18 protein-coding genes and 2 pseudogenes are annotated in these 16591 nt (G+C 69.9%); 6 read left to right on the top strand and 14 right to left on the bottom strand.

The window, feature by feature from the left end:
- Positions 1–529 precede the first annotated feature (529 nt).
- On the bottom strand, positions 530–1054 hold the full coding sequence (locus DLJ58_RS32560; protein WP_124862636.1) for a hypothetical protein: 525 nt from the start codon (positions 1052–1054) through the stop codon (positions 530–532).
- Positions 1055–1351: 297 nt separating this feature from the next.
- Between DLJ58_RS32560 and DLJ58_RS32555 the strand changes: the two genes are divergently transcribed.
- The gene (locus DLJ58_RS32555; protein WP_124862633.1) at positions 1352–2593 is read left to right on the top strand and encodes a PQQ-dependent sugar dehydrogenase; all 1242 of its coding nucleotides are present in this window, start codon (positions 1352–1354) and stop codon (positions 2591–2593) included.
- A 100-nt stretch (positions 2594–2693) separates the two neighbouring features.
- Here DLJ58_RS32555 and DLJ58_RS32550 read toward each other — a convergent pair whose 3' ends face one another.
- Complete coding sequence (locus tag DLJ58_RS32550; protein ID WP_244219224.1) at positions 2694–3203, bottom strand: hypothetical protein; 510 nt, start codon at positions 3201–3203, stop codon at positions 2694–2696.
- Positions 3200–3712 (bottom strand): DUF1772 domain-containing protein, encoded by a 513-nt coding sequence (locus DLJ58_RS32545; protein WP_244219223.1) that lies wholly within the window; start codon positions 3710–3712, stop codon positions 3200–3202. The genes DLJ58_RS32550 and DLJ58_RS32545 overlap by 4 nt, the downstream gene beginning before the upstream one ends.
- Positions 3713–3907: 195 nt before the next feature.
- On the opposite strand from DLJ58_RS32545, the gene DLJ58_RS32540 reads away from it, so the two are divergent.
- Together DLJ58_RS32540 and DLJ58_RS32535 are read left to right on the top strand one after the other, a co-directional pair.
- Positions 3908–5056 carry a sensor histidine kinase gene (locus DLJ58_RS32540; protein WP_124862630.1) on the top strand — a complete coding sequence of 383 codons (1149 nt, stop codon included), beginning with the start codon at positions 3908–3910 and terminating at the stop codon, positions 5054–5056.
- On the top strand, positions 5053–5715 hold the full coding sequence (locus tag DLJ58_RS32535; protein ID WP_124862628.1) for a response regulator transcription factor: 663 nt from the start codon (positions 5053–5055) through the stop codon (positions 5713–5715). The genes DLJ58_RS32540 and DLJ58_RS32535 overlap by 4 nt, the downstream gene beginning before the upstream one ends.
- Here the strand turns inward: DLJ58_RS32535 and DLJ58_RS34355 are convergent.
- Positions 5672–5968: pseudogene (locus tag DLJ58_RS34355) on the bottom strand (helix-turn-helix domain-containing protein); the annotation flags it as partial. The gene DLJ58_RS32535 and the pseudogene DLJ58_RS34355 sit on opposite strands and share 44 nt — an antisense overlap.
- Before the next feature lie 138 nt (positions 5969–6106).
- Between DLJ58_RS34355 and DLJ58_RS32525 the strand changes: the two are divergent.
- Entirely contained in the window at positions 6107–6754 is a 648-nt protein-coding gene (locus DLJ58_RS32525; protein ID WP_124862625.1) for an SDR family NAD(P)-dependent oxidoreductase, read from the top strand.
- Positions 6748–7041, top strand: a complete 294-nt coding sequence (locus DLJ58_RS32520) for an ester cyclase (protein ID WP_208741460.1) — start codon at positions 6748–6750, stop codon at positions 7039–7041. The genes DLJ58_RS32525 and DLJ58_RS32520 overlap by 7 nt, the downstream gene beginning before the upstream one ends.
- 221 nt (positions 7042–7262) lie before the next feature.
- On the opposite strand, the gene ptsP is transcribed toward DLJ58_RS32520, so the two are convergent.
- The 8 genes from ptsP to DLJ58_RS32480 are packed head-to-tail and all read right to left on the bottom strand — an operon-like array spanning position 7263 to position 13893.
- The gene (gene ptsP / locus DLJ58_RS32515) at positions 7263–8936 is read right to left on the bottom strand and encodes a phosphoenolpyruvate--protein phosphotransferase (RefSeq protein WP_124862619.1); all 1674 of its coding nucleotides are present in this window, start codon (positions 8934–8936) and stop codon (positions 7263–7265) included.
- Positions 8929–9204, bottom strand: coding sequence for an HPr family phosphocarrier protein (locus DLJ58_RS32510; protein ID WP_124820844.1), 276 nt, complete (start codon positions 9202–9204; stop codon positions 8929–8931). Before DLJ58_RS32510 ends, ptsP begins: the two co-directional genes overlap by 8 nt.
- A gap of 9 nt (positions 9205–9213) precedes the next feature.
- Entirely contained in the window at positions 9214–10254 is a 1041-nt protein-coding gene (locus DLJ58_RS32505; RefSeq protein ID WP_124862616.1) for a zinc-dependent dehydrogenase, read from the bottom strand.
- Positions 10251–10685 carry a PTS mannitol transporter subunit IIA gene (locus DLJ58_RS32500; RefSeq protein ID WP_124862613.1) on the bottom strand — a complete coding sequence of 145 codons (435 nt, stop codon included), beginning with the start codon at positions 10683–10685 and terminating at the stop codon, positions 10251–10253. Before DLJ58_RS32500 ends, DLJ58_RS32505 begins: the two co-directional genes overlap by 4 nt.
- Positions 10678–10986: a PTS sugar transporter subunit IIBC family protein gene (locus DLJ58_RS32495; RefSeq protein ID WP_124862610.1), complete on the bottom strand. Its 309-nt coding sequence runs from the start codon at positions 10984–10986 to the stop codon at positions 10678–10680. Before DLJ58_RS32495 ends, DLJ58_RS32500 begins: the two co-directional genes overlap by 8 nt.
- A 4-nt stretch (positions 10987–10990) precedes the next feature.
- The gene (mtlA, locus tag DLJ58_RS32490; protein ID WP_124862607.1) at positions 10991–12151 is read right to left on the bottom strand and encodes a mannitol-specific PTS transporter subunit IIC; all 1161 of its coding nucleotides are present in this window, start codon (positions 12149–12151) and stop codon (positions 10991–10993) included.
- A gap of 58 nt (positions 12152–12209) precedes the next feature.
- Positions 12210–13118: a 1-phosphofructokinase gene (gene pfkB / locus DLJ58_RS32485; protein WP_124862604.1), complete on the bottom strand. Its 909-nt coding sequence runs from the start codon at positions 13116–13118 to the stop codon at positions 12210–12212.
- A gap of 13 nt (positions 13119–13131) precedes the next feature.
- Complete coding sequence (locus tag DLJ58_RS32480; RefSeq protein WP_124862601.1) at positions 13132–13893, bottom strand: DeoR/GlpR family DNA-binding transcription regulator; 762 nt, start codon at positions 13891–13893, stop codon at positions 13132–13134.
- Between the two features lie 662 nt (positions 13894–14555).
- Here DLJ58_RS32480 and DLJ58_RS32475 point away from each other — a divergent pair.
- Positions 14556–15121: pseudogene (locus DLJ58_RS32475) on the top strand (DinB family protein).
- 100 nt (positions 15122–15221) lie between these two features.
- Here DLJ58_RS32475 and DLJ58_RS32470 read toward each other — a convergent pair.
- Together DLJ58_RS32470 and DLJ58_RS32465 are read right to left on the bottom strand one after the other, a co-directional pair.
- Positions 15222–15920 carry a hypothetical protein gene (locus DLJ58_RS32470; protein ID WP_124862598.1) on the bottom strand — a complete coding sequence of 233 codons (699 nt, stop codon included), beginning with the start codon at positions 15918–15920 and terminating at the stop codon, positions 15222–15224.
- A gap of 249 nt (positions 15921–16169) precedes the next feature.
- The gene (locus DLJ58_RS32465) at positions 16170–16511 is read right to left on the bottom strand and encodes a VOC family protein (RefSeq protein ID WP_124862595.1); all 342 of its coding nucleotides are present in this window, start codon (positions 16509–16511) and stop codon (positions 16170–16172) included.
- Between the last annotated feature and the right edge of the window lie 80 nt (positions 16512–16591).

Genomic DNA, 16591 nt, shown 5'->3' with positions numbered 1-16591 from the left:
GAAGAACAGCTCCAGGAACGTCGCCCGACCCGAGCTCACTGGAGGGCGCAGCAGTTCGGCACCCCGCCCCGCCGCCATCGTCCGCCTCCGTCCGCCCCTCGCTACCAACGAGCCGGCCGCCAGCGGAGTTGCGTCAGCGCGCACCCCGCCGCAACCCCACCTGGTACGACTGGCCGCGAAAGATCAGCGAGACGGCCTCGTTAGCAGGGCCTCGGTGGCACCCGAGTTGCTCGCCACACGGTCGTGAGCCGCCGTTGACCCACCAAACGGCCCGCGAGACGCGGCCATACTGATGTCGTGGGCGAGGAATCTGAGGTGGCTGTCGCTGCGGTTCGCCGCTACACCGCCGCTCTGCGGCGCATCCAGTCACGCTTGTTCGATGCCTATCCGGACGTCTGCGCACAGCGTGCTCTCACCTCGCCAGCACCGGTGAACTGTTGGAGGTGCAGGCAGGCCGCTGGTATGCCCTGCCCGATCGTTGGAGGAAGGGCGACTGATCCATCGTTGGGAGGAGCCTCACCCCAGCCCGTCAAGCGCGTTGATCGACGGCTTGGAACGCGGAGGGCAGGCCGAGTTCGGCCCGGGCGACCTCGATGAATCGGCGCTCGGCCTCCCAGAGTGCGTCGAACCGATCGGCGGGCAACGCCTCGGCCTCGCTACCCGCTCGTGTGGCCGCCAGGAGCCGGGCCTGGCGCACCAGCTCCGACGAGCCGCTCACCACCTCGGTTTTGCCGGCCACGAGCCGAAGCGCGGTCTTGGTGCTCTCCAGCCGCTCCCGGTAGCGGCTGCCCTCGTCATCGAAGAACGGCATGAGATCACCCGGATCACGCGGGCGCGGCACCGCGGTGATGCGCGCCGCCGGGTTGAGGACGTGGGCCACGTACTCCCGGACCGCGCCGACGAAGTCGGTGTACGCGTTCAGCCGGATGTCTCGCCACTGGCGATCCTGGTCGCGCCGCCACAGCCGATCCTGAGCCCGGACGGTGAGCCACCCACCGATCAGGACTGCCAGCATTGTCGTTGTCGCGGTGACACCCGCCTGGATCAGACTCACCGGCACCACCGTTCGCATCGATCGGTGACTCACCCTACCGCCTGTTGTCACCCGCCCCGGAGGTCGCGGGACGGACGCTACGGATAGGTGTAATCGGTGCTGCCACGACTTCCTGCGGCGTGCATCGCCGAAGGAATCCGTGCCCTCCTCCGCTCGCCGCTTCCCAGGCCGCAGTGCGGGAACCAGTCGAAAGCTCGAACGGAACGCGTAGACGCGGGTTGGATATCGATCTCAACCAATGTATCGTGGGAACGCTCCCAGACCGCGTCCACCACCCACCTGCTCGAGGAGCTGAACATGTCACGACGACGTCGTCGCCCGGCCGCCCTGCTGGCCGGGTTGCTCGTTCTGGCCCTGGCTGCGTCTCTGTCGCCACTGGCGCCGGTGGCAGGCACCGCCGCGGCCGGCCCATCCAAACGTGCTGCGCCACTTGCTGAGCTGACCGTGGTTTCCGAACGGGTGGCTTTCGGTCTGCAGCGTCCGATCGCGATCACCGGACTGCCCGACGGCCGGATGCTGATCGCGGAGAAGAACGGCACTGTCCGCGCCTACCACCCCGACACCGGCCTGGCACCCGACCCGGTGATCGACCTGACCGCCCGGATCGACACGTCGGACAACGAGCGCGGTCTTCTCGGCATCACTCCGGCGCCGAACTTCGCGCGGACCGGGATGCTCTACGTGGCCTACACGAGCCTGCCGGCTGGCGCGCTGACCCTGGCGCGACTGCCCATCAACGCTCCTGAACGGGTGCAGGTGCTGCTCACCCAGGAGCACGCCGACTACGGCAACCACAACGGCGGACAGGTGGCCTTCGGCCGCGACGGCTACCTCTACTGGTCCCTCGGTGACGGTGGCTACGCGAACGACCCCTACAAGAGCGGCCAGAACCTCGGCACCCTGCTCGGCAAGATTCTGCGGATCGACGTCAACCGCAGCTGCGGCGGAAAGCCCTACTGCGTGCCCTACGACAACCCGTTCGTCCGCACGCCGGGCGCGCGGCCGGAAATCTGGGTCTACGGGCTGCGCAACCCGTGGAAGTTCTCCATCGACCCGGCCGACAACTCGCTGTGGATCGGTGACGTCGGCCAGGGTCTGATCGAGGAGATCAACCACATCCGCCCGTCGCAGCGTGGCGCGAACCTCGGCTGGTCCTGCCGAGAGGGCACGCCGGTCTTCGACGAGACGCAGTGCCGGCCGGGCGTGCGGCTCACCGACCCGATCGTCGAGTACGACCACTACATGACGGAGAACTGCTCCATCATCGGCGGCCTGGTGTACCGGGGTTCCGTCACCCCGGAGGCGCGGGGCACCTACATCGCCAGCGACTACTGCTCGACCCGCGCTTTCGCCGTGCGTCCCAAGTCCACGGGTGGCTACGAGTCCGCTGAGATCGGCACCTTCCCCACCCAGCCGACGGCGTTCGGCGCCGATGTGAACGGCGAGCTGTACGTGCTCAGTGACCTCCCGGGATGGCTGAGCAAGGTGCGGTTCGAGCGGGTCCAGCCGACCCCCACCGGCGGGGCGACGATCCGCTGAACCTCGGGACATGCCCTTGACACCCGCCCCACCTCAGGGGACGGCCGCGTTCGGCGGCCGTCCCCTGCTCGCGCCGGGCTGGTGCTCGCCGGTTGACAGATCAGCCTTGCGGTGGCCGAGTGGCACCAGCGTCGTCCGGTCGCCGCCACACCTTCTCGACCGGCTGCTCGGCGGCGCGCTGCCGCCCGATGACGAGCCGGCTCAGCACCGCCGCCACCGCCCCGGCCACCACCCCGGTGAGGATTCCGGTGACGAGGCTGGAGAACACCGCCGCCACCCGAAGGATCGCTTCCTGCGCCCGAGGGTCGATGTCCCCGAGCGTCGGCCCGGTCGCACCGAACGCCTCGTCCCACAGAATCTGGTGACCAACCGCGAGAAGGACACCGTAGATCGCCCCGATGACCACCACGGTCAGGAACGGACGCGGCGGACGCCGCCACAGCACAGCGGCCACCCAACAGATCAGCGGTACGACCGCGAGCAGCACGGCGGCGGGCCGCCCTTCCTCCACGACGTGCAGGTCGTGCAGGACCACCCGCGGTGCGGCCAACACGGCGAGCGCGACCAGGGCCGGCCACGAGAACCCGAGCGTGCGACGCCCGGCGCTCATCGCTCGACCCGTACCGGCGCGGTTTCCCTGGCGAAGCGCAGCAGGGCGGTGAATGCCAGCGCGGACGTCACCGCTCCGCCGGCGAGGCGCACCCAGTGGCCGGCGACGAACTCCTCGGCGACCTGGCGTAGGTACTCCGGGGAATGCGTGCCGACCGGGTCGACGAACATGATCTCGTTGCGTGGCCAGAAGAACACCACCGAGAACAGGAACTCGCAGGCGATGAAGACCGCCGCGGCGGCGGCGACGTACCACCGCAGTCGCCGATTGCGCCACGTGAGGGCGGTCGCGGCGAGGCTCATCAACACGACCGAGGCGCCCAGCGGCGGGAAGTAGTCGCTCGGGCCTCCGGCGACCAGGAACTCACGGGCCCGGTCCAGCGAGGCGGGTGCGTCCCCGAAGATGTTCGGGTAGAGCATCACGGTCTCGGCCGCGACCCCACCAAAGGACATCATCGCCGCCCAGACGAGCACGACAAGCACAATCCACGTCAGTCTGATACGGGACACAGCAGTACTTCTCCTTGGTTTTCGAAACCTTGCGGGCACGATCTGTGATGTCGTCGTCGACGCTAGGTCGCCAATTCGGGGCCGTCTGCCGCGCAGCCGCGTGAGCTGGCATCGCTTCTCGACGTACGTGCGGGGGCGGGGGTGATGCCTGCGGACGGCAGCGGCGCTGGCCCACGCCGACTTAGGCTCACGGACGTGCAGGCCACCTCACCCACCCGAACCGAGGCGCTGCTCGCTGTGGCCATCCTGGGCCTGGTCGCGGCGGCGATCGCGACCGAGGACGCGCCGACCTCCCGGGCGGCGCTGGCTGGCGGGTTCGGGGTCGGCCTGGCCGTACTGCTGCTGGTAGCCCGGCGTTGGACCGTCCCCGCGCTGCTGGCGACAGCCGCCGGCATCCTCGGCTACTACGCGCTGGAGTTGCCGCCGGTCGGCGTGGCCGCGCCGGCCGCCGCCATCCTCTACGTGGCCGCCCAGCGGGGCCGGGTGGTCCCGGCCGCCGCCGTCGGCGGGAGCCTGCTGGCCGTTTCGGTGGCCGCCCGGCTCGTCGAGGGAGACGACATCTCTGTCGTGATCGGTGCCGGTCTCGGCTCCGAGGCGGCCCTGATACTCGCCGTCATCGCTCTCGGTGACGCCGTCCGCAACCGGCGTTCGCTACGGGTCACGCTGGCCCGGCAGGCCGCCTCGGCGGCCGAGGAACGCCGCCGGGAGGCAGCCCGCCAGGTCGAGGCCGAGCGGCTGCGCATTGCCCGGGAGGTGCACGACACGCTCGGACACACGATGTCGGTGGTCACCCTGCAGTCGGCTGTGGCGAGGGAGGCACTTGCTGATGCCGAGCCCGAGCGGGCCGAGGCCGCGCTGGCCGCGATCCACTCGGTGAGCGGCAGCGCCATGGCCGAGCTGCGTGCCACGTTGGGCACGCTGCGTCGCGAGCCCGGGCCACGCGAGCCGGACCCCGGTTTCACCCAGCTGCGTACGCTCATTGAGGGCGTCCGCCGCGGTGGGCTGCCGGTCGAACTGCGTCTCGACGGGTCGGTCGACACCCTGCCCACGGTGGTCGGCAGCACTGTGTACCGCATCGTGCAGGAGGCGCTGACCAATGTGCTGCGCCACGCGCACGCCACCCGCGCCACGGTGACGATCCGGGCGACCCCGGCCCGGCTGTCGGTGGAGGTCGTCGACGACGGCCGGGGATCCACCGGCGGCACGGCGGTTGAGACGGGTCAGGGGCTACGCGGTATGTCGGAGCGGGTTGCCCTGCTCGGCGGAACCCTCGATGCCGGCGAGACCGCTGACGGCGGCTTCCGGGTCTCGGTCCACCTACCGCTGGCCGGAGTCGCCGCATGACCGACGTACGCGTCCTCCTCGTCGACGACCAGCACCTGGTCCGCACCGGACTCCGCGCGTTGCTGGAACGCGCCCCGGACATCACCGTCGTCGGCGAAGCCGGCGACGGCCGGGCCGGTGTGGCGGTCGCCCGCGAGCAGCGGCCCGACGTCGTCCTGATGGATGTCCGGATGCCCGGCGGCGACGGTATCGAGGCCACCCGCCGCATCCTCGCCGACCCGACGCTGGCCGACGTCCGGGTGGTCATGCTGACCACCTTCGACGACGACGAGTACCTCTTCGAGGCCATCCGCGCCGGCGCCGCCGGCTTCCTGCTCAAGGACACCCCGCCCGACGCCCTGCGGGACGCCGTCCGCGTGGTGGCCGGCGGAGACGCGCTGCTGTCACCCGCGGTGACCCGGCGGGTGATCGCCGCGGCCGCCCGCTCCCCCGTCGCAGACCCGGCCCGGCTGACCGGGCTCACCGGGCGCGAACGCGACGTCCTGGCACAGGTTGGCACCGGACGGTCGAATGTGGAGATCGGAGCTGCCCTGCATCTCAGCCCGGACACCGCCCGCACGTACGTGAGTCGTCTGCTGCACAAACTGAACGCCCGCGACCGCGCCCAGCTTGTGGTTATCGCCTACGAGAGCGGGCTGGTGCGCCCCGGCGACGGCTGAGCCTCTCCAGCAGTGCGGGGCCATCCGGCGTACCGGCTCGGTGGGCGGCTTCGCGTTCCAGGTCGTTCAAGCGCAGCGCCCGGGCCAGCGAGGCCAGCAGCTGCGGTGAGGGGTGACGGGCCCGGCCCTGCTCCAGGCGGACGATGTAGTCCACGCTTACCCGGGCGAGCTGGGCCAACTCCTCACGCCGCAGCCCGGGAGCGCGACGACCCAGGCCTGGGGGCAGGCCCACGTCCTCGGGGCGTACCCGGTCCCGCCATGCTCGAAGGACCTACGCGAACTCATCCACGTCATCCATGATGCCCGGCATCCGGCGCAGTGGGTGGTACTGCCGGTCCCACCGTCGAACAGAGCCTGCCGGTCGGTCCGGCGGCGGCGCACATTGGGTGGCATGACCACAACCTTGGTGACCGGGGCCAACAAGGGCCTCGGTCTGGAAACCACCCGCCGCCTGATCGCCGCCGGTCACACCGTCTACGCCGGCATGCGTGACCTGGCCTCCGGCGATGCCGCCCGCGACCTCGGAGCCGTCGCGGTTCAGCTCGACGTCACCGACCAGGACAGCGTCGACAAGGCGATCGGGTCGCTGTCCAAACTCGATGTTCTGATCAACAACGCGGCCGTCGTAGGCTCGTCGTGGAACCTTGACGACCTGGACGTCGACGCGATGCGCGTGACCTTTGAGACCAACGTCTACGGCGTCGTACGGCTCACCCAGGCCGCCCTGCCCCTGTTGCGGCAGTCGTCCCCGCCGGTGATCGTCAACGTCGCCTCCGGACTCGGCTTCCCGCGCGCCCTGCTGGACCCCGAGGACGACTCGTTCCACGGATACATGATTCCGTACGCCAACTCGAAAGCCGCCGTGCTCGCACTCACCATTCAGTACGCCAAGAACGTGCCCGGAATGCGGATCAACGCCTCCGACCCTGGCTACACCGCCACCGAAGGCACCGACGCAACTGTCGCCTTGGCCCTGATCGGGCCCGATGGCCCCACCGGGGAATACCACACGAGTTCATCGCCGACGAGGTTGTGCTGAACGGAGAGCCGGGGACGAGGGACGATGTCCTCGCCGACGTGCGGTCCATCATCAACGCCGTTCCGGACATGCACTGGGAGGTTCAGGAACTGCTGTTCGACCGCGATCGCATCGCCGCGCGTGTGGTCAACACCGGCACTCCCGTGAAGGAGTGGCTCGGCGTAGCGCCGACCGGAAAGTCGTTCGAGATCGTCGAGTACGCGATCTACAAGGTCCGCGACGGCCGATTCGTCCAGATGACCAACCTGCACGACTCAGCCGATGTGCGGCGGCAGCTGACCGCCTGACCGCAGGAAGATGGTCGGGCGGCCGCTTGGCCGTCCGACCATCGCCCTGGTGTCCCGGTTCGGAACACGCACAAGGGCCTACCGAGCGTCGCGGCTTGTCGAGCTGGGCGCGCAGTTCGAACACGGTCCGCCATGGCTCTCGTCCATCGTCGCGGACGAACGGTTGATTCCAGCAGCAGGTGAGCGGTGCGTGGAGATTCCGTGCGATCTGTGCGACCGACTCACCGCACGGGCACGCCGACGCCGGACCGGAGCTGGGGCGAAGCACCGGCCGCCGCCGCCCGGGCTGCCTCCGGGCTGGGGGCAGCAAGGACCGCCTCGGCGATCCGGCGGCACTCGTCCAGGGTGTGCGCGGCCAGGGACTCGCGCACCGCCGGAATGCTGCGGGGCGCCATGGACAGGCTGGTGATGCCCAGGCCTGCCAGCACCAGGGCGAAATCGGGATCCGCTGCGGACTCTCCACACACGCCGACTGGCTTGCCCGCCTCGACGCCAGCTGCCGCGCAGGAGGCGAGGAGCGCGATCAGCGCGGGCTGCCACGGGTCGAGCAGGTCGGCGAGGTCGCCGCACATACGGTCAGCGGCGAACGTGTACTGGCTGAGGTCGTTGGTGCCGACGCTGAGGAAATCCGCGTGGCATAGCACCTGGCTGGCGCACAGGGCCGCAGCTGGCACCTCGATCATCACGCCGGCGGTCGGCAGGCCGTGCTCGCGGCAGGACTCAGTGAACGCTGCCGCCTCCGCCGCCGTGGCGACCATCGGCGCCATCACCCAGACGTCGGCGTCCGTCGCCGCAGCCGCCGCCGCGATCGCGGCCAACTGCGTGGTGAGCACGGAAGGTGTCTGCCGTGCGACCCGCAGACCGCGGATGCCCAGCGCGGGGTTGGGTTCATCGGCCAGACGCAGGAACGGCAGCGGCTTGTCGGCGCCGGCGTCGAGGGTACGCACGACGATCTTGCTGCCGGGCAGCGCGGCGAAGACGTCGCGGTACGCGGTGACCTGCTCTTCGTGCGACGGCGGGTCGCTGCGGTCGAGGTAGAGCAGCTCGGTGCGGAACAGGCCGACGCCTTCAACCTCGCCGGTGAGGTCGCGAGCGGATCCGATGTTGGCCAGTAGCGCGATGGGATGGCCGTCCGCGGTCCGCCCGGGGCCTCGGGAGCGGGCGCGGCGCTCGATCTCCGCGAGCCGGTCCGCGTTGACAGTGGTCACCGTCTCGGCGGAGACACCGGCCACCACGACGCCGCTCGTGCCGTCGAGACTGGCCAGCGCGCCGTCGGTCACGTCCAGGATGCCCGGGCAGCGGACCACGGCCGGGATACCGAGTGTCCGGGCCAGGATCGCGGTGTGGCTGGTCGGCCCGCCCTCTGCCGTGATCAGGCCCAGCACCAGGCCCGGCTCGAGGCCGGCGGTGTCGGCGGGCGCCAGGTCGCGGGCGATGAGCAGGTACGGATGGCCAGGGTCCGGCACGCCCGGCATCGGCAGCCCGAGGCACGCTGCGACGAGGCGGTCCCGCAGGTCGTCGAGGTCGCTGACCCGCTCGGCGAGGTACCCGCCTGCGGCTTCGAAGGCGGCCCGGTGCCCGGCGAGCACGTCGGTGATCGCGTGCGGCGCGTCCGCACCGCCGTCGATGGCGATGTCGGCCGCGTCGATGAGCGTCTCGTCCTGCGCCATCATGACCTGCGCGCGCAGGACCTCGGCGGCGGTCACGTCCAGGGCGGTGTCCGCCCGACGGGTCAGGTCGGCGGCGACGGCGAGGACCGCGGCCCGGACGGTCGCCTTCTCGGCCCCGGGATCAACGGCCTCCACCAGCGGCGGCAGGGCCGGCGGCGGGGCCAACCGGTAGACCGGCCCCGCCGCACCACCGGGGCTGGCCCCGATCCCCCGGAGTTCACGCATCGACGGCGTCCAGATCACGTTCGAGGAGGTCGGCCAGGGTGTCGACGGCGGCCTGGGCGCCGTCGCCGTCGGCCTCCAGGGTGACCTCGGTGCCCTTCTTGGCGCCGAGCGACAGCACGGCGAGCATGCTGCGGGCCGGCACGGGTTTCTTGTCGCCGCTGCGGATGGTGACCAGCACCGGCTGCTTCGCCGCCTCGGCGACGAACAGCGCCGCCGGTCGGGCGTGCAGCCCGCTGGCGGAGCCGACGAGGACTGTTCTGGTGGGCATCGGATCCCCCTAGGGTTCGATCGTCACCTTGATCGCTTCGCCGCGCGCCACGATGCCGAAGGCGTCGAGGGCGCGGTCGAGCGGCAGGCGGTGGGTGATGAGGTCGGCGACCGGCACGGAGCCGTTGGCGATGAGTCGCAGCGCTTCCTTGTTGTGCTCCGGGCTGGAGCCGTTGGCGCCGACGATGGTCAGTTCGCGGTAGTGCACGAGGTTGGAGTCCAGGGAGATGACCGGCTTGTCCTTCGGCAGGCCGCCGAAGAAGCTGATCCGGCCCTGCCGCGCCGTCATCTGCACCGCCTGCTCCTGGGCGACGCCGGCGGCCGTGGCGGTGATGACGACGTCGGCGCCCCGGCCCTCGGTGAGCTTGAGTACCGCGTCGACGACGTCGGTCTCGGCGCCGCAGATCGCCGCGTCCGGCCGGACCAGGTTGGCGGCCAGGTCGAGGCGTTCGCGGTTGAGGTCGACGAGGAACACCCGGGCCGCGCCGCGCGAGCGGGCCAGGCGGACGTGCAGGCAGCCGATCGGCCCGGAGCCCACGACGACCACGTCGTCGCCCTCCCCCACACCGGCGAGGTTCTGGCCGTTGAGGACGCAGGCGAGAGGCTCGGCGACGGATGCCTCGGCGAAGCTGAGTCCCTCGGGGATCCGGTTGAGTCCGTCGACGGCGAGGACGTTGTGCGGCACAACCATGTGCTCGGCGAACCCGCCGTCGAAGTGGTAGCCCATCGACACCTGGTTGGGGCACACGGTCATCCGGCCGCGCCGGCACTCGGCGCACTGACCGCACGGGATGGCGGCGATGACCTGGACCCGGTCGCCGGACTGCCAGCCCGTGACATCGGCGCCGACCTCGACGATCTCGCCGGCGATCTCGTGGCCCATGACGCGCGGCGGGGCGATGTGGTGGTGGCCGAAGCGGGAGATCTTCACGTCGGTGCCGCAGGTGGAGCATGCCCGGACGCGGATCTTCACGTCGGTGGGGCCCGGCGTGGGCTCGGGCGCGTCCTCGATGCGGACGTCACCGGGTGCGTGGAATCGGACAACCTTCACGAGGGCTTCCCTTCAAGGATGGTGATCACGTCATCGGCACTCGTCGACTCTCGTAGCCGCTGCGCCTGCGCCGGGTCCATCAGCACCGAGGCGAGCTGGGCCAGGATGTCCACATGCCCGTCGCCGGCCGCGGCGATGGCGACGCAGACCCGCACGTCGAAGCCGTCCCAGTCGACGCCGTCTGGGAAGCGCAGCACCGCGAGGGCGTCGCGCTGGACCGACTCCTTGCTGTTCAGCGTGCCGTGCGGGATGGCGACGCCCTCCCCGATGTACGTGGAGACGCTCTGCTCCCGGGCGAGCATCGCGTCCACGTACGCCGGGGCGACCGCGCCGACCTCGACGAGTACCGCGCCGCAGCGGCTGATCGCCTCTTCGCGCGATCCGGCCCGCTCGTGGAGCCGGATCGCGTCACGGGCCAGCAGCTCAGCCACTCAGCTCACCACCGCGCTGCACCGCGTTCACGACCCTGGTGACGGCCGGGTCGCCGATGAACACCTGGATCGGCACGATCACCTTGTCGGGCGCGCTGACCCGGGCCCGCGCGGTGAGCCCCTGGTGGCAGATGACCACGTCTGCGTCCGCCGGGATCGAGTTGACCGGCGTGTGCTCGACGGTCACCGCGTTCTTCGCGAGTTGCCGCCGAAGTTGGCTGGCCAGCATCACGCTGCTGCCCATGCCGGCGTCGCAGGCGACGACGACCTTCTTGATGTCGGTGCCGTTGATGGTGGGCATGTGTTCAGACCTCCTGCTTGGCCGACTTGTTCAGGGTCTCGTCGGGGTCGACAACCCTTTCCTCGTCCGGGCGGACAGCCGTCTCCTCGTCGGGGCCGACAGCGTCCGCGGCGGGCTCGCCGCGGCCGAAGCCGAGCAGGGCCGAGGCGACGGCGAAGGTGACGGCGGCGGCGATCACGACGCCGAGGATGACCCCGAAGTGGCCGCCTCTGGGGGTGACGGCGAGATAGGCGAAGATGCTGCCCGGCGAGGGGGTGGCGACCAGGCCCGCACCGGTGATCACGAAGGTGCCGACGCCGGCCGCGCCACCGGCGATCATGGCGAGGATCAGCTTTGGCTTCATCAGCACGTACGGGAAGTAGATCTCGTGGATGCCGCCGAGGAACTGCACGATGATCGCGGCTGGGGCGCTGGGGCGCAGCGCGCGGGGGCCGAAGACCATGAAGGCGAGCAGCAGACCGAGGCCGGGGCCAGGGTTCGACTCGATCATGAACAGGATCGACTTGCCCTTGTCGGCCGCCTCGGCGATGCCCAACGGGCCGAACACGCCGTGGTTGATGGCGTTGTTGAGGAAGAGCACCTTTGCGGGTTCGACGAGCACCGAGGTCAGCGGCAGCAGGTCCTTGCCGACGAGCCAGTCGACGCCCGAGCCGGCTTGCTTGGTGAGCCATTCGACCACCGGGCCGATGCCGTAGACACCGCCGATGGCCATCGCGGCGCCGATGATGCCGGCGCTGAAGTTGTCGACCAGCATCTCGAAGCCGGGACGGATCTTGTTTTCGATCAGGCCGTCGAACAGCTTGAGGACATAGGCCGTGAGCGGCCCGATGATCATCGCGCCGAGGATCATCGGCACATCCGCGCCGACGACGAGGCCCATGGTCGCCACCGCGCCCACGACGGCACCGCGCTGGCCGTGGACCAGCCGGCCGCCGGTGTAGCCGATGAGCACCGGTAGCAGGATGCTGATCATCGGGCCGACCAGTTCGGCCAGGGTCTTGTTGGGGATCCAACCGGTCGGGATGAACAGTGCGGTGATCAGGCCCCAGGCGATGAACGCGCCGATGTTGGGCATGACCATCGCGGCCAAGTAGCCGCCGAGGCGTTGCACCGTGGCTCTGAGGCCCTGGCCCTTCACCTCTGGTGTGTAGGAAGAGGAGGTCACGGGGGTATCTCCTTCATCGAGGGGCGGTCCAGACGGCGAAGGGAAGAAGCTCGTCCGGCTAGGAGTGGATGGTGACGTCGTGGCGGAACAGGTCCGCTGGACCGGGCATCCGGCTGCCGGGCAGGCTCACCGCGGCGGCGCCCCAGGCCAGGCCCTCAGCGAGAGCGGCGGCACCCTGCGCGCCCGCAGCGAGGAACCCGGCGAGCAGCGCATCGCCGGCGCCGACGGCGCTCCGGGGCCGGGCGACTGGACAGGTGCCGGTGCGGACCCCTTCGGCATCGACCAGGACAGCGCCGTCAGCGCCGAGGCTGGCCACGACGGTGCCGGCTCCCCATGCCCGCAGGCACTGAGCGGCATCGACCACATCGCCGAGGTCCTTCAGCGGGGTGCCGACCACTTCGGCCAGTTCGTCGCGGTTGGGCTTGAGCACTGTCGCCCCGGCCAGGGCGGCCTCGCGCAGGGCAGGACCGCTGGTATCGACCGCGACCCTGACGCCGGCAGCGCGCAGCTTCCGGCACAACTGAGCGTAAGCGTCGGCGGGCAGGCCGGGCGGGACGCTGCCGCACAGCACGACCCAGTCGGCACCGCTGGCACGGGCGAGCACACGGTCGATCACCTCGTGGAACTCGGCGCTGCACATGGCCGGGCCAGGCTCGTTGATCTTGGTGACCGTGCCGTCGGGCTCGGCCAGGGTGATGTTGGAACGGGTCCTTCCGGAGATCGACACGGCGAGGACCTCCACACCCTCCGCCTTGAGCAGACGGATGAGCTGGTTGCCCTCGTCACCGCCGGACGGCAACACTGCTACCGACGGCACCCCGTTGGCCAGCAGGGCACGGGATACGTTGACGCCCTTGCCGCCGGGGTCAAGGTGAGCTGTGGCAGCCCGGATGACCTCACCCCGGGTGAGTGAGTCGACCTCCACGGCCCGGTCGAGGCTGGGGTTGAGGGTGACGGTGACGATCATGCCCGCCCCGCTCTCATGCGCGTACCACCCGAACGCCTGCGGACTCCAGGTCACCGACCAGGTCGAGGTCGGCACGGCTGTCGGTGATGAGCAGGTCGACGTCGGCCAGCTCAGCGAACCGGGCCAAATAGTCGTTGCCGAGCTTGGTGTGATCGGCGACCACCACCGTGCGGCGGGCCGCACGGACCATCGCCCGCTTCACCGCCGCCTCGGACGGGTCCGGGGTGGTCAGCCCACGCTCGACCGAGATGCCGTTGGTCCCGATGAACGCGACGTCGACGTAGAGGTCCGCCAACGGCGACAGCGCCCAGTCGTCGACGGTCGCCAGGGTCTTCCCGCGGACCCGTCCACCCAACAGCAGCACGTTGAGGTTGGCATAGGTACCGAGGGTCGTGGCGATGACCGGCGAGTTGACCACGACGGTCAGCTCACGGTCGACCGGGAGCAGCTGGGCCAGCCGGGCGGTCGTGGTGCCGGCGTCGAGGATGATCGCGCCCTCCTCCGGCACCTCACTCAAGGCGAGCTTGGCGATGCGCTCCTTCTCCTCGATGAGCACCGCGTCACGCGCCGCCAGCGCGGGCTCGAACCCGAGCCGCTCGACCGGGATCGCTCCACCGTGGACGCGGCGCAGCACACCGGCCCGCTCCAGGATGGTGAGATCGCGGCGGATGGTCTCCGACGTCACGTTGAGTCCATCGGCCAGGCCAGCTACCTCGACCCGGCCCACCTCCCGGGCGATGCGAAGGATCTCCTGCTGTCGTTCTTCGGCGTACATGGTGTTGTTTCACCGCCGTTTCATTTTGCTTGTGCTTTGTTTACGCCCGGTTTTAGGAGAAGTCAAGAGAGCTGCCACAGAAAGCCACACCGGCCGGGATCTAGGCAGAGCAATCAAGCGGCCGAGTCGAGACAGCCGCCGGGCTGGCCCTCATCGCGCTCGTCGCGTGCCACCTGCGACTGGCACGCACGGCAGCCGCTTTCCTGGTGCTGACCATCGTGATCGCCGTGCCCGCCGTCCCGTTCGCCGTGCTCAGCGGCCGGGACCTCGATCCGACGCCGGCCGCGACGACGCCCGGCCCACCCGGGCACTGCGTGGAGCACAGCGGCGGTGACACGCGCTGCTCGGGCCTACATCACCGCTGCGGCAGCAGGCTGAGGCCGCGCCGCCCGCCACGCCAGCCGATGCCGGCCACAGGCCGCCAGCAGGCCGAGCGCGAGCGGTCAGGGTCCGCCGCGCTCGCGCGGCGCTTGATCCGTCGAACAAGAACATGGCTTGACGAAAGTGACCGCTGAGTTGAACGGCTCGGATGGGCGCACGAGCCTCTCAGTCCTGACAGGAACAAGCGGCCAATCCCCGTGCGGTACGCCCTCGCGGCCCACGGCCGGCGAAGGCAGCGGCGAGGGTCGCAGCCAGGTCTCTGCTGCATGTAGCGTGCGGAAGTGACAAGCAGCGAACGCCTCGCGGACCAGCTGGACCGGCACTGGCACAAGAACCTGCGTCCGCGGCTGCACGGTCTTGCCGATGAGGAGTACTTCTGGGAGCCGGTGCGTGGCTGCTGGAGCATCCGCCCACGTGGCACGTCGGCCGCACCGATGTCGGCGGGTTCGGGGGAATGGACGATGGACTCCGCGTCCCTGACCCGGCGCCGGCGCCGGTGACCACGATTGCCTGGCGGCTGGCACACATCATCGTTTCCTGCCTGGGCTATCGGGTCGGATGGCACTTCGGCGGCCAGGACATCGACTCCCAGACATTCGCCTACGCGGGAACCGCCGACGAGGCACTGAAACAGCTCGATGAGATGTATGGGAGATGGAACGCGGGGGTCCGCGAACTCTCGGACGTCGATCTGGAAAATCCACCCACCGTGGGTTCCGAGCGGTTCCCCATGGAGGGCATCGTCCTGCACGTCAACAGGGAGCTGATCCATCACGGCGCCGAGATCTCCCTACTGCGCGACCTCTACCGCTGGCAGGACTCAACCGTGCGCGCCCGCTTCCACTAGGTGGCTGCACCGCCGTCGCCAAAGCGGAGTGCGTCGCTCACCCCTCGATCTGGCGCGGCCCTAGAGCCCGTACCAGCTCGTCGATCAACGCTGGGTCCTCCTACAGCATCCGTTTGATGCTGTCGCTCACCTGCTCCGGGCCGAGCGCGCTCTCCATGTTCAGCTCGTCGGCCCCGACGTTGAGCAGTACCCTCGCCTGCACCTCGTTGAACAGTCGACCCTCCTCGGTGAGCAGTTGGGCCATCATCGCCGCGACAAAGCGTTCCCTCGCTTCCGCCTCGCTGGCCCCGGCACTGAAGCTCTCGAGCGCCGCGACCAGTTCAGGCGACGGTTCCCCGCCCACAGTCGCCGTAACCCGGATCGGACCCGCCTCCGGCGCCGATTCGGCGGCAATGGCACCGCGTGAGGCTCGTTTCCCTGACACAAAATTCCACGTCGACCGCATGGCGGGGAGCGCCTGGTTATTCCATGTCGACTTCACTGCGGGGACCGCCTGCTGGGTCAACGCGGTCTTCGCAGCCGGCAGCGCCTGCTGCACCAACCATCTCTCGACATGCGGCGCGGCCGTCTTGGCAGCCCTCGTGGCGGCTTCCAGAGCCAGCGTCCTGAGCAGATCCTTGAACTCCGAGGACGCTCTCCCCGGCCCTGCCGACCGCGTGCTGTCGCCGTCCGGGATGAACGTGCCGTGGTCAACGAGCTTCCCGGCGCTGTTGTACAAATTCTGGTGAAGTCCACCCGCTTTGGACGTTCCTGGAATCAGCCCATCGGGATACTCAAAGCTGCCTCTGACGCTAGCCATTGCGCACCATGACCGGCACTGTATCGAAGTCCCCCCGGCACTGGAATCGTACGAACGCCATTCCCCTTCAACCAGTTGGCAGGGCCTTCGCGGGGCCGAACTACGCGGTGGCGGACCGTGCCCCGCAGCGATGGTGCCCTCCGTCTGGTGCAGCAGGGCCGCTCGGTCGCGACAGCGACCAGCGCGGCAGTGAACACTCGACGCCCGTTCGTGGTGGCCCGCCGGGCACGGCCGGGTCGCTGGCCTCCGTCAGACCGGCCCGCCGCCGAAGCCGATCTCGTTGCCGTCTGGGTCGCGGAAGGTTGCCTTGCGGACGCCGTTGTCGTAGGTCTCGCGCTCGGCCGGCTCCAGGCCGCGCTCGGCGATCTGGGCGACGCGGGCGTCGAAGTCGCTGACGAAGACGGTGTGCAGGGCGTGCCCGGCATGGTCGGGCCGCACCTCGATGAACACGTACCGGTGCTCGGCGAGCTCCCACACCGCCTCGGTGTCGTTCGGTAGGAACGACGGCGGGGCGCCGAGGAGTCGCTCGTACCAGGCCGCCGCGGCGGCGTAGTCGCGAACGGCGATGCCCGCGAACAGGTCTACGGTCATGACGCCATACTAGGGGCTCGGCCCCGCAGGATCAGAAACATGACCCTCGCTCTGGTGCGGCACCCGACCTAACGGCGAGT

The sequence above is a fragment of the Micromonospora arida genome (assembly GCF_003857035.1).
Classification (GTDB): domain Bacteria; phylum Actinomycetota; class Actinomycetes; order Mycobacteriales; family Micromonosporaceae; genus Micromonospora; species Micromonospora arida.
Note: the sequence above shows the minus strand (reverse complement) of the source record. Positions and strands in the feature narration are given on the sequence as shown.

What these genes read in the sequence shown, in the direction of transcription:
- DLJ58_RS32555 (WP_124862633.1), top strand. Translation starts at nt 1,352, where the DNA reads ATGTCACGACGACGTCGTCGCCCGGCCGCCCTGCTGGCCGGGTTGCTC.
- DLJ58_RS32550 (WP_244219224.1), bottom strand. Translation starts at nt 3,203, where the DNA reads ATGAGCGCCGGGCGTCGCACGCTCGGGTTCTCGTGGCCGGCCCTGGTC.
- DLJ58_RS32535 (WP_124862628.1), top strand. Translation starts at nt 5,053, where the DNA reads ATGACCGACGTACGCGTCCTCCTCGTCGACGACCAGCACCTGGTCCGC.
- DLJ58_RS32525 (WP_124862625.1), top strand. Translation starts at nt 6,107, where the DNA reads ATGACCACAACCTTGGTGACCGGGGCCAACAAGGGCCTCGGTCTGGAA.
- ptsP (WP_124862619.1), bottom strand. Translation starts at nt 8,936, where the DNA reads ATGCGTGAACTCCGGGGGATCGGGGCCAGCCCCGGTGGTGCGGCGGGG.
- DLJ58_RS32510 (WP_124820844.1), bottom strand. Translation starts at nt 9,204, where the DNA reads ATGCCCACCAGAACAGTCCTCGTCGGCTCCGCCAGCGGGCTGCACGCC.
- DLJ58_RS32495 (WP_124862610.1), bottom strand. Translation starts at nt 10,986, where the DNA reads ATGCCCACCATCAACGGCACCGACATCAAGAAGGTCGTCGTCGCCTGC.
- pfkB (WP_124862604.1), bottom strand. Translation starts at nt 13,118, where the DNA reads ATGATCGTCACCGTCACCCTCAACCCCAGCCTCGACCGGGCCGTGGAG.
- DLJ58_RS32480 (WP_124862601.1), bottom strand. Translation starts at nt 13,893, where the DNA reads ATGTACGCCGAAGAACGACAGCAGGAGATCCTTCGCATCGCCCGGGAG.
- DLJ58_RS32470 (WP_124862598.1), bottom strand. Translation starts at nt 15,920, where the DNA reads ATGGCTAGCGTCAGAGGCAGCTTTGAGTATCCCGATGGGCTGATTCCA.
- DLJ58_RS32465 (WP_124862595.1), bottom strand. Translation starts at nt 16,511, where the DNA reads ATGACCGTAGACCTGTTCGCGGGCATCGCCGTTCGCGACTACGCCGCC.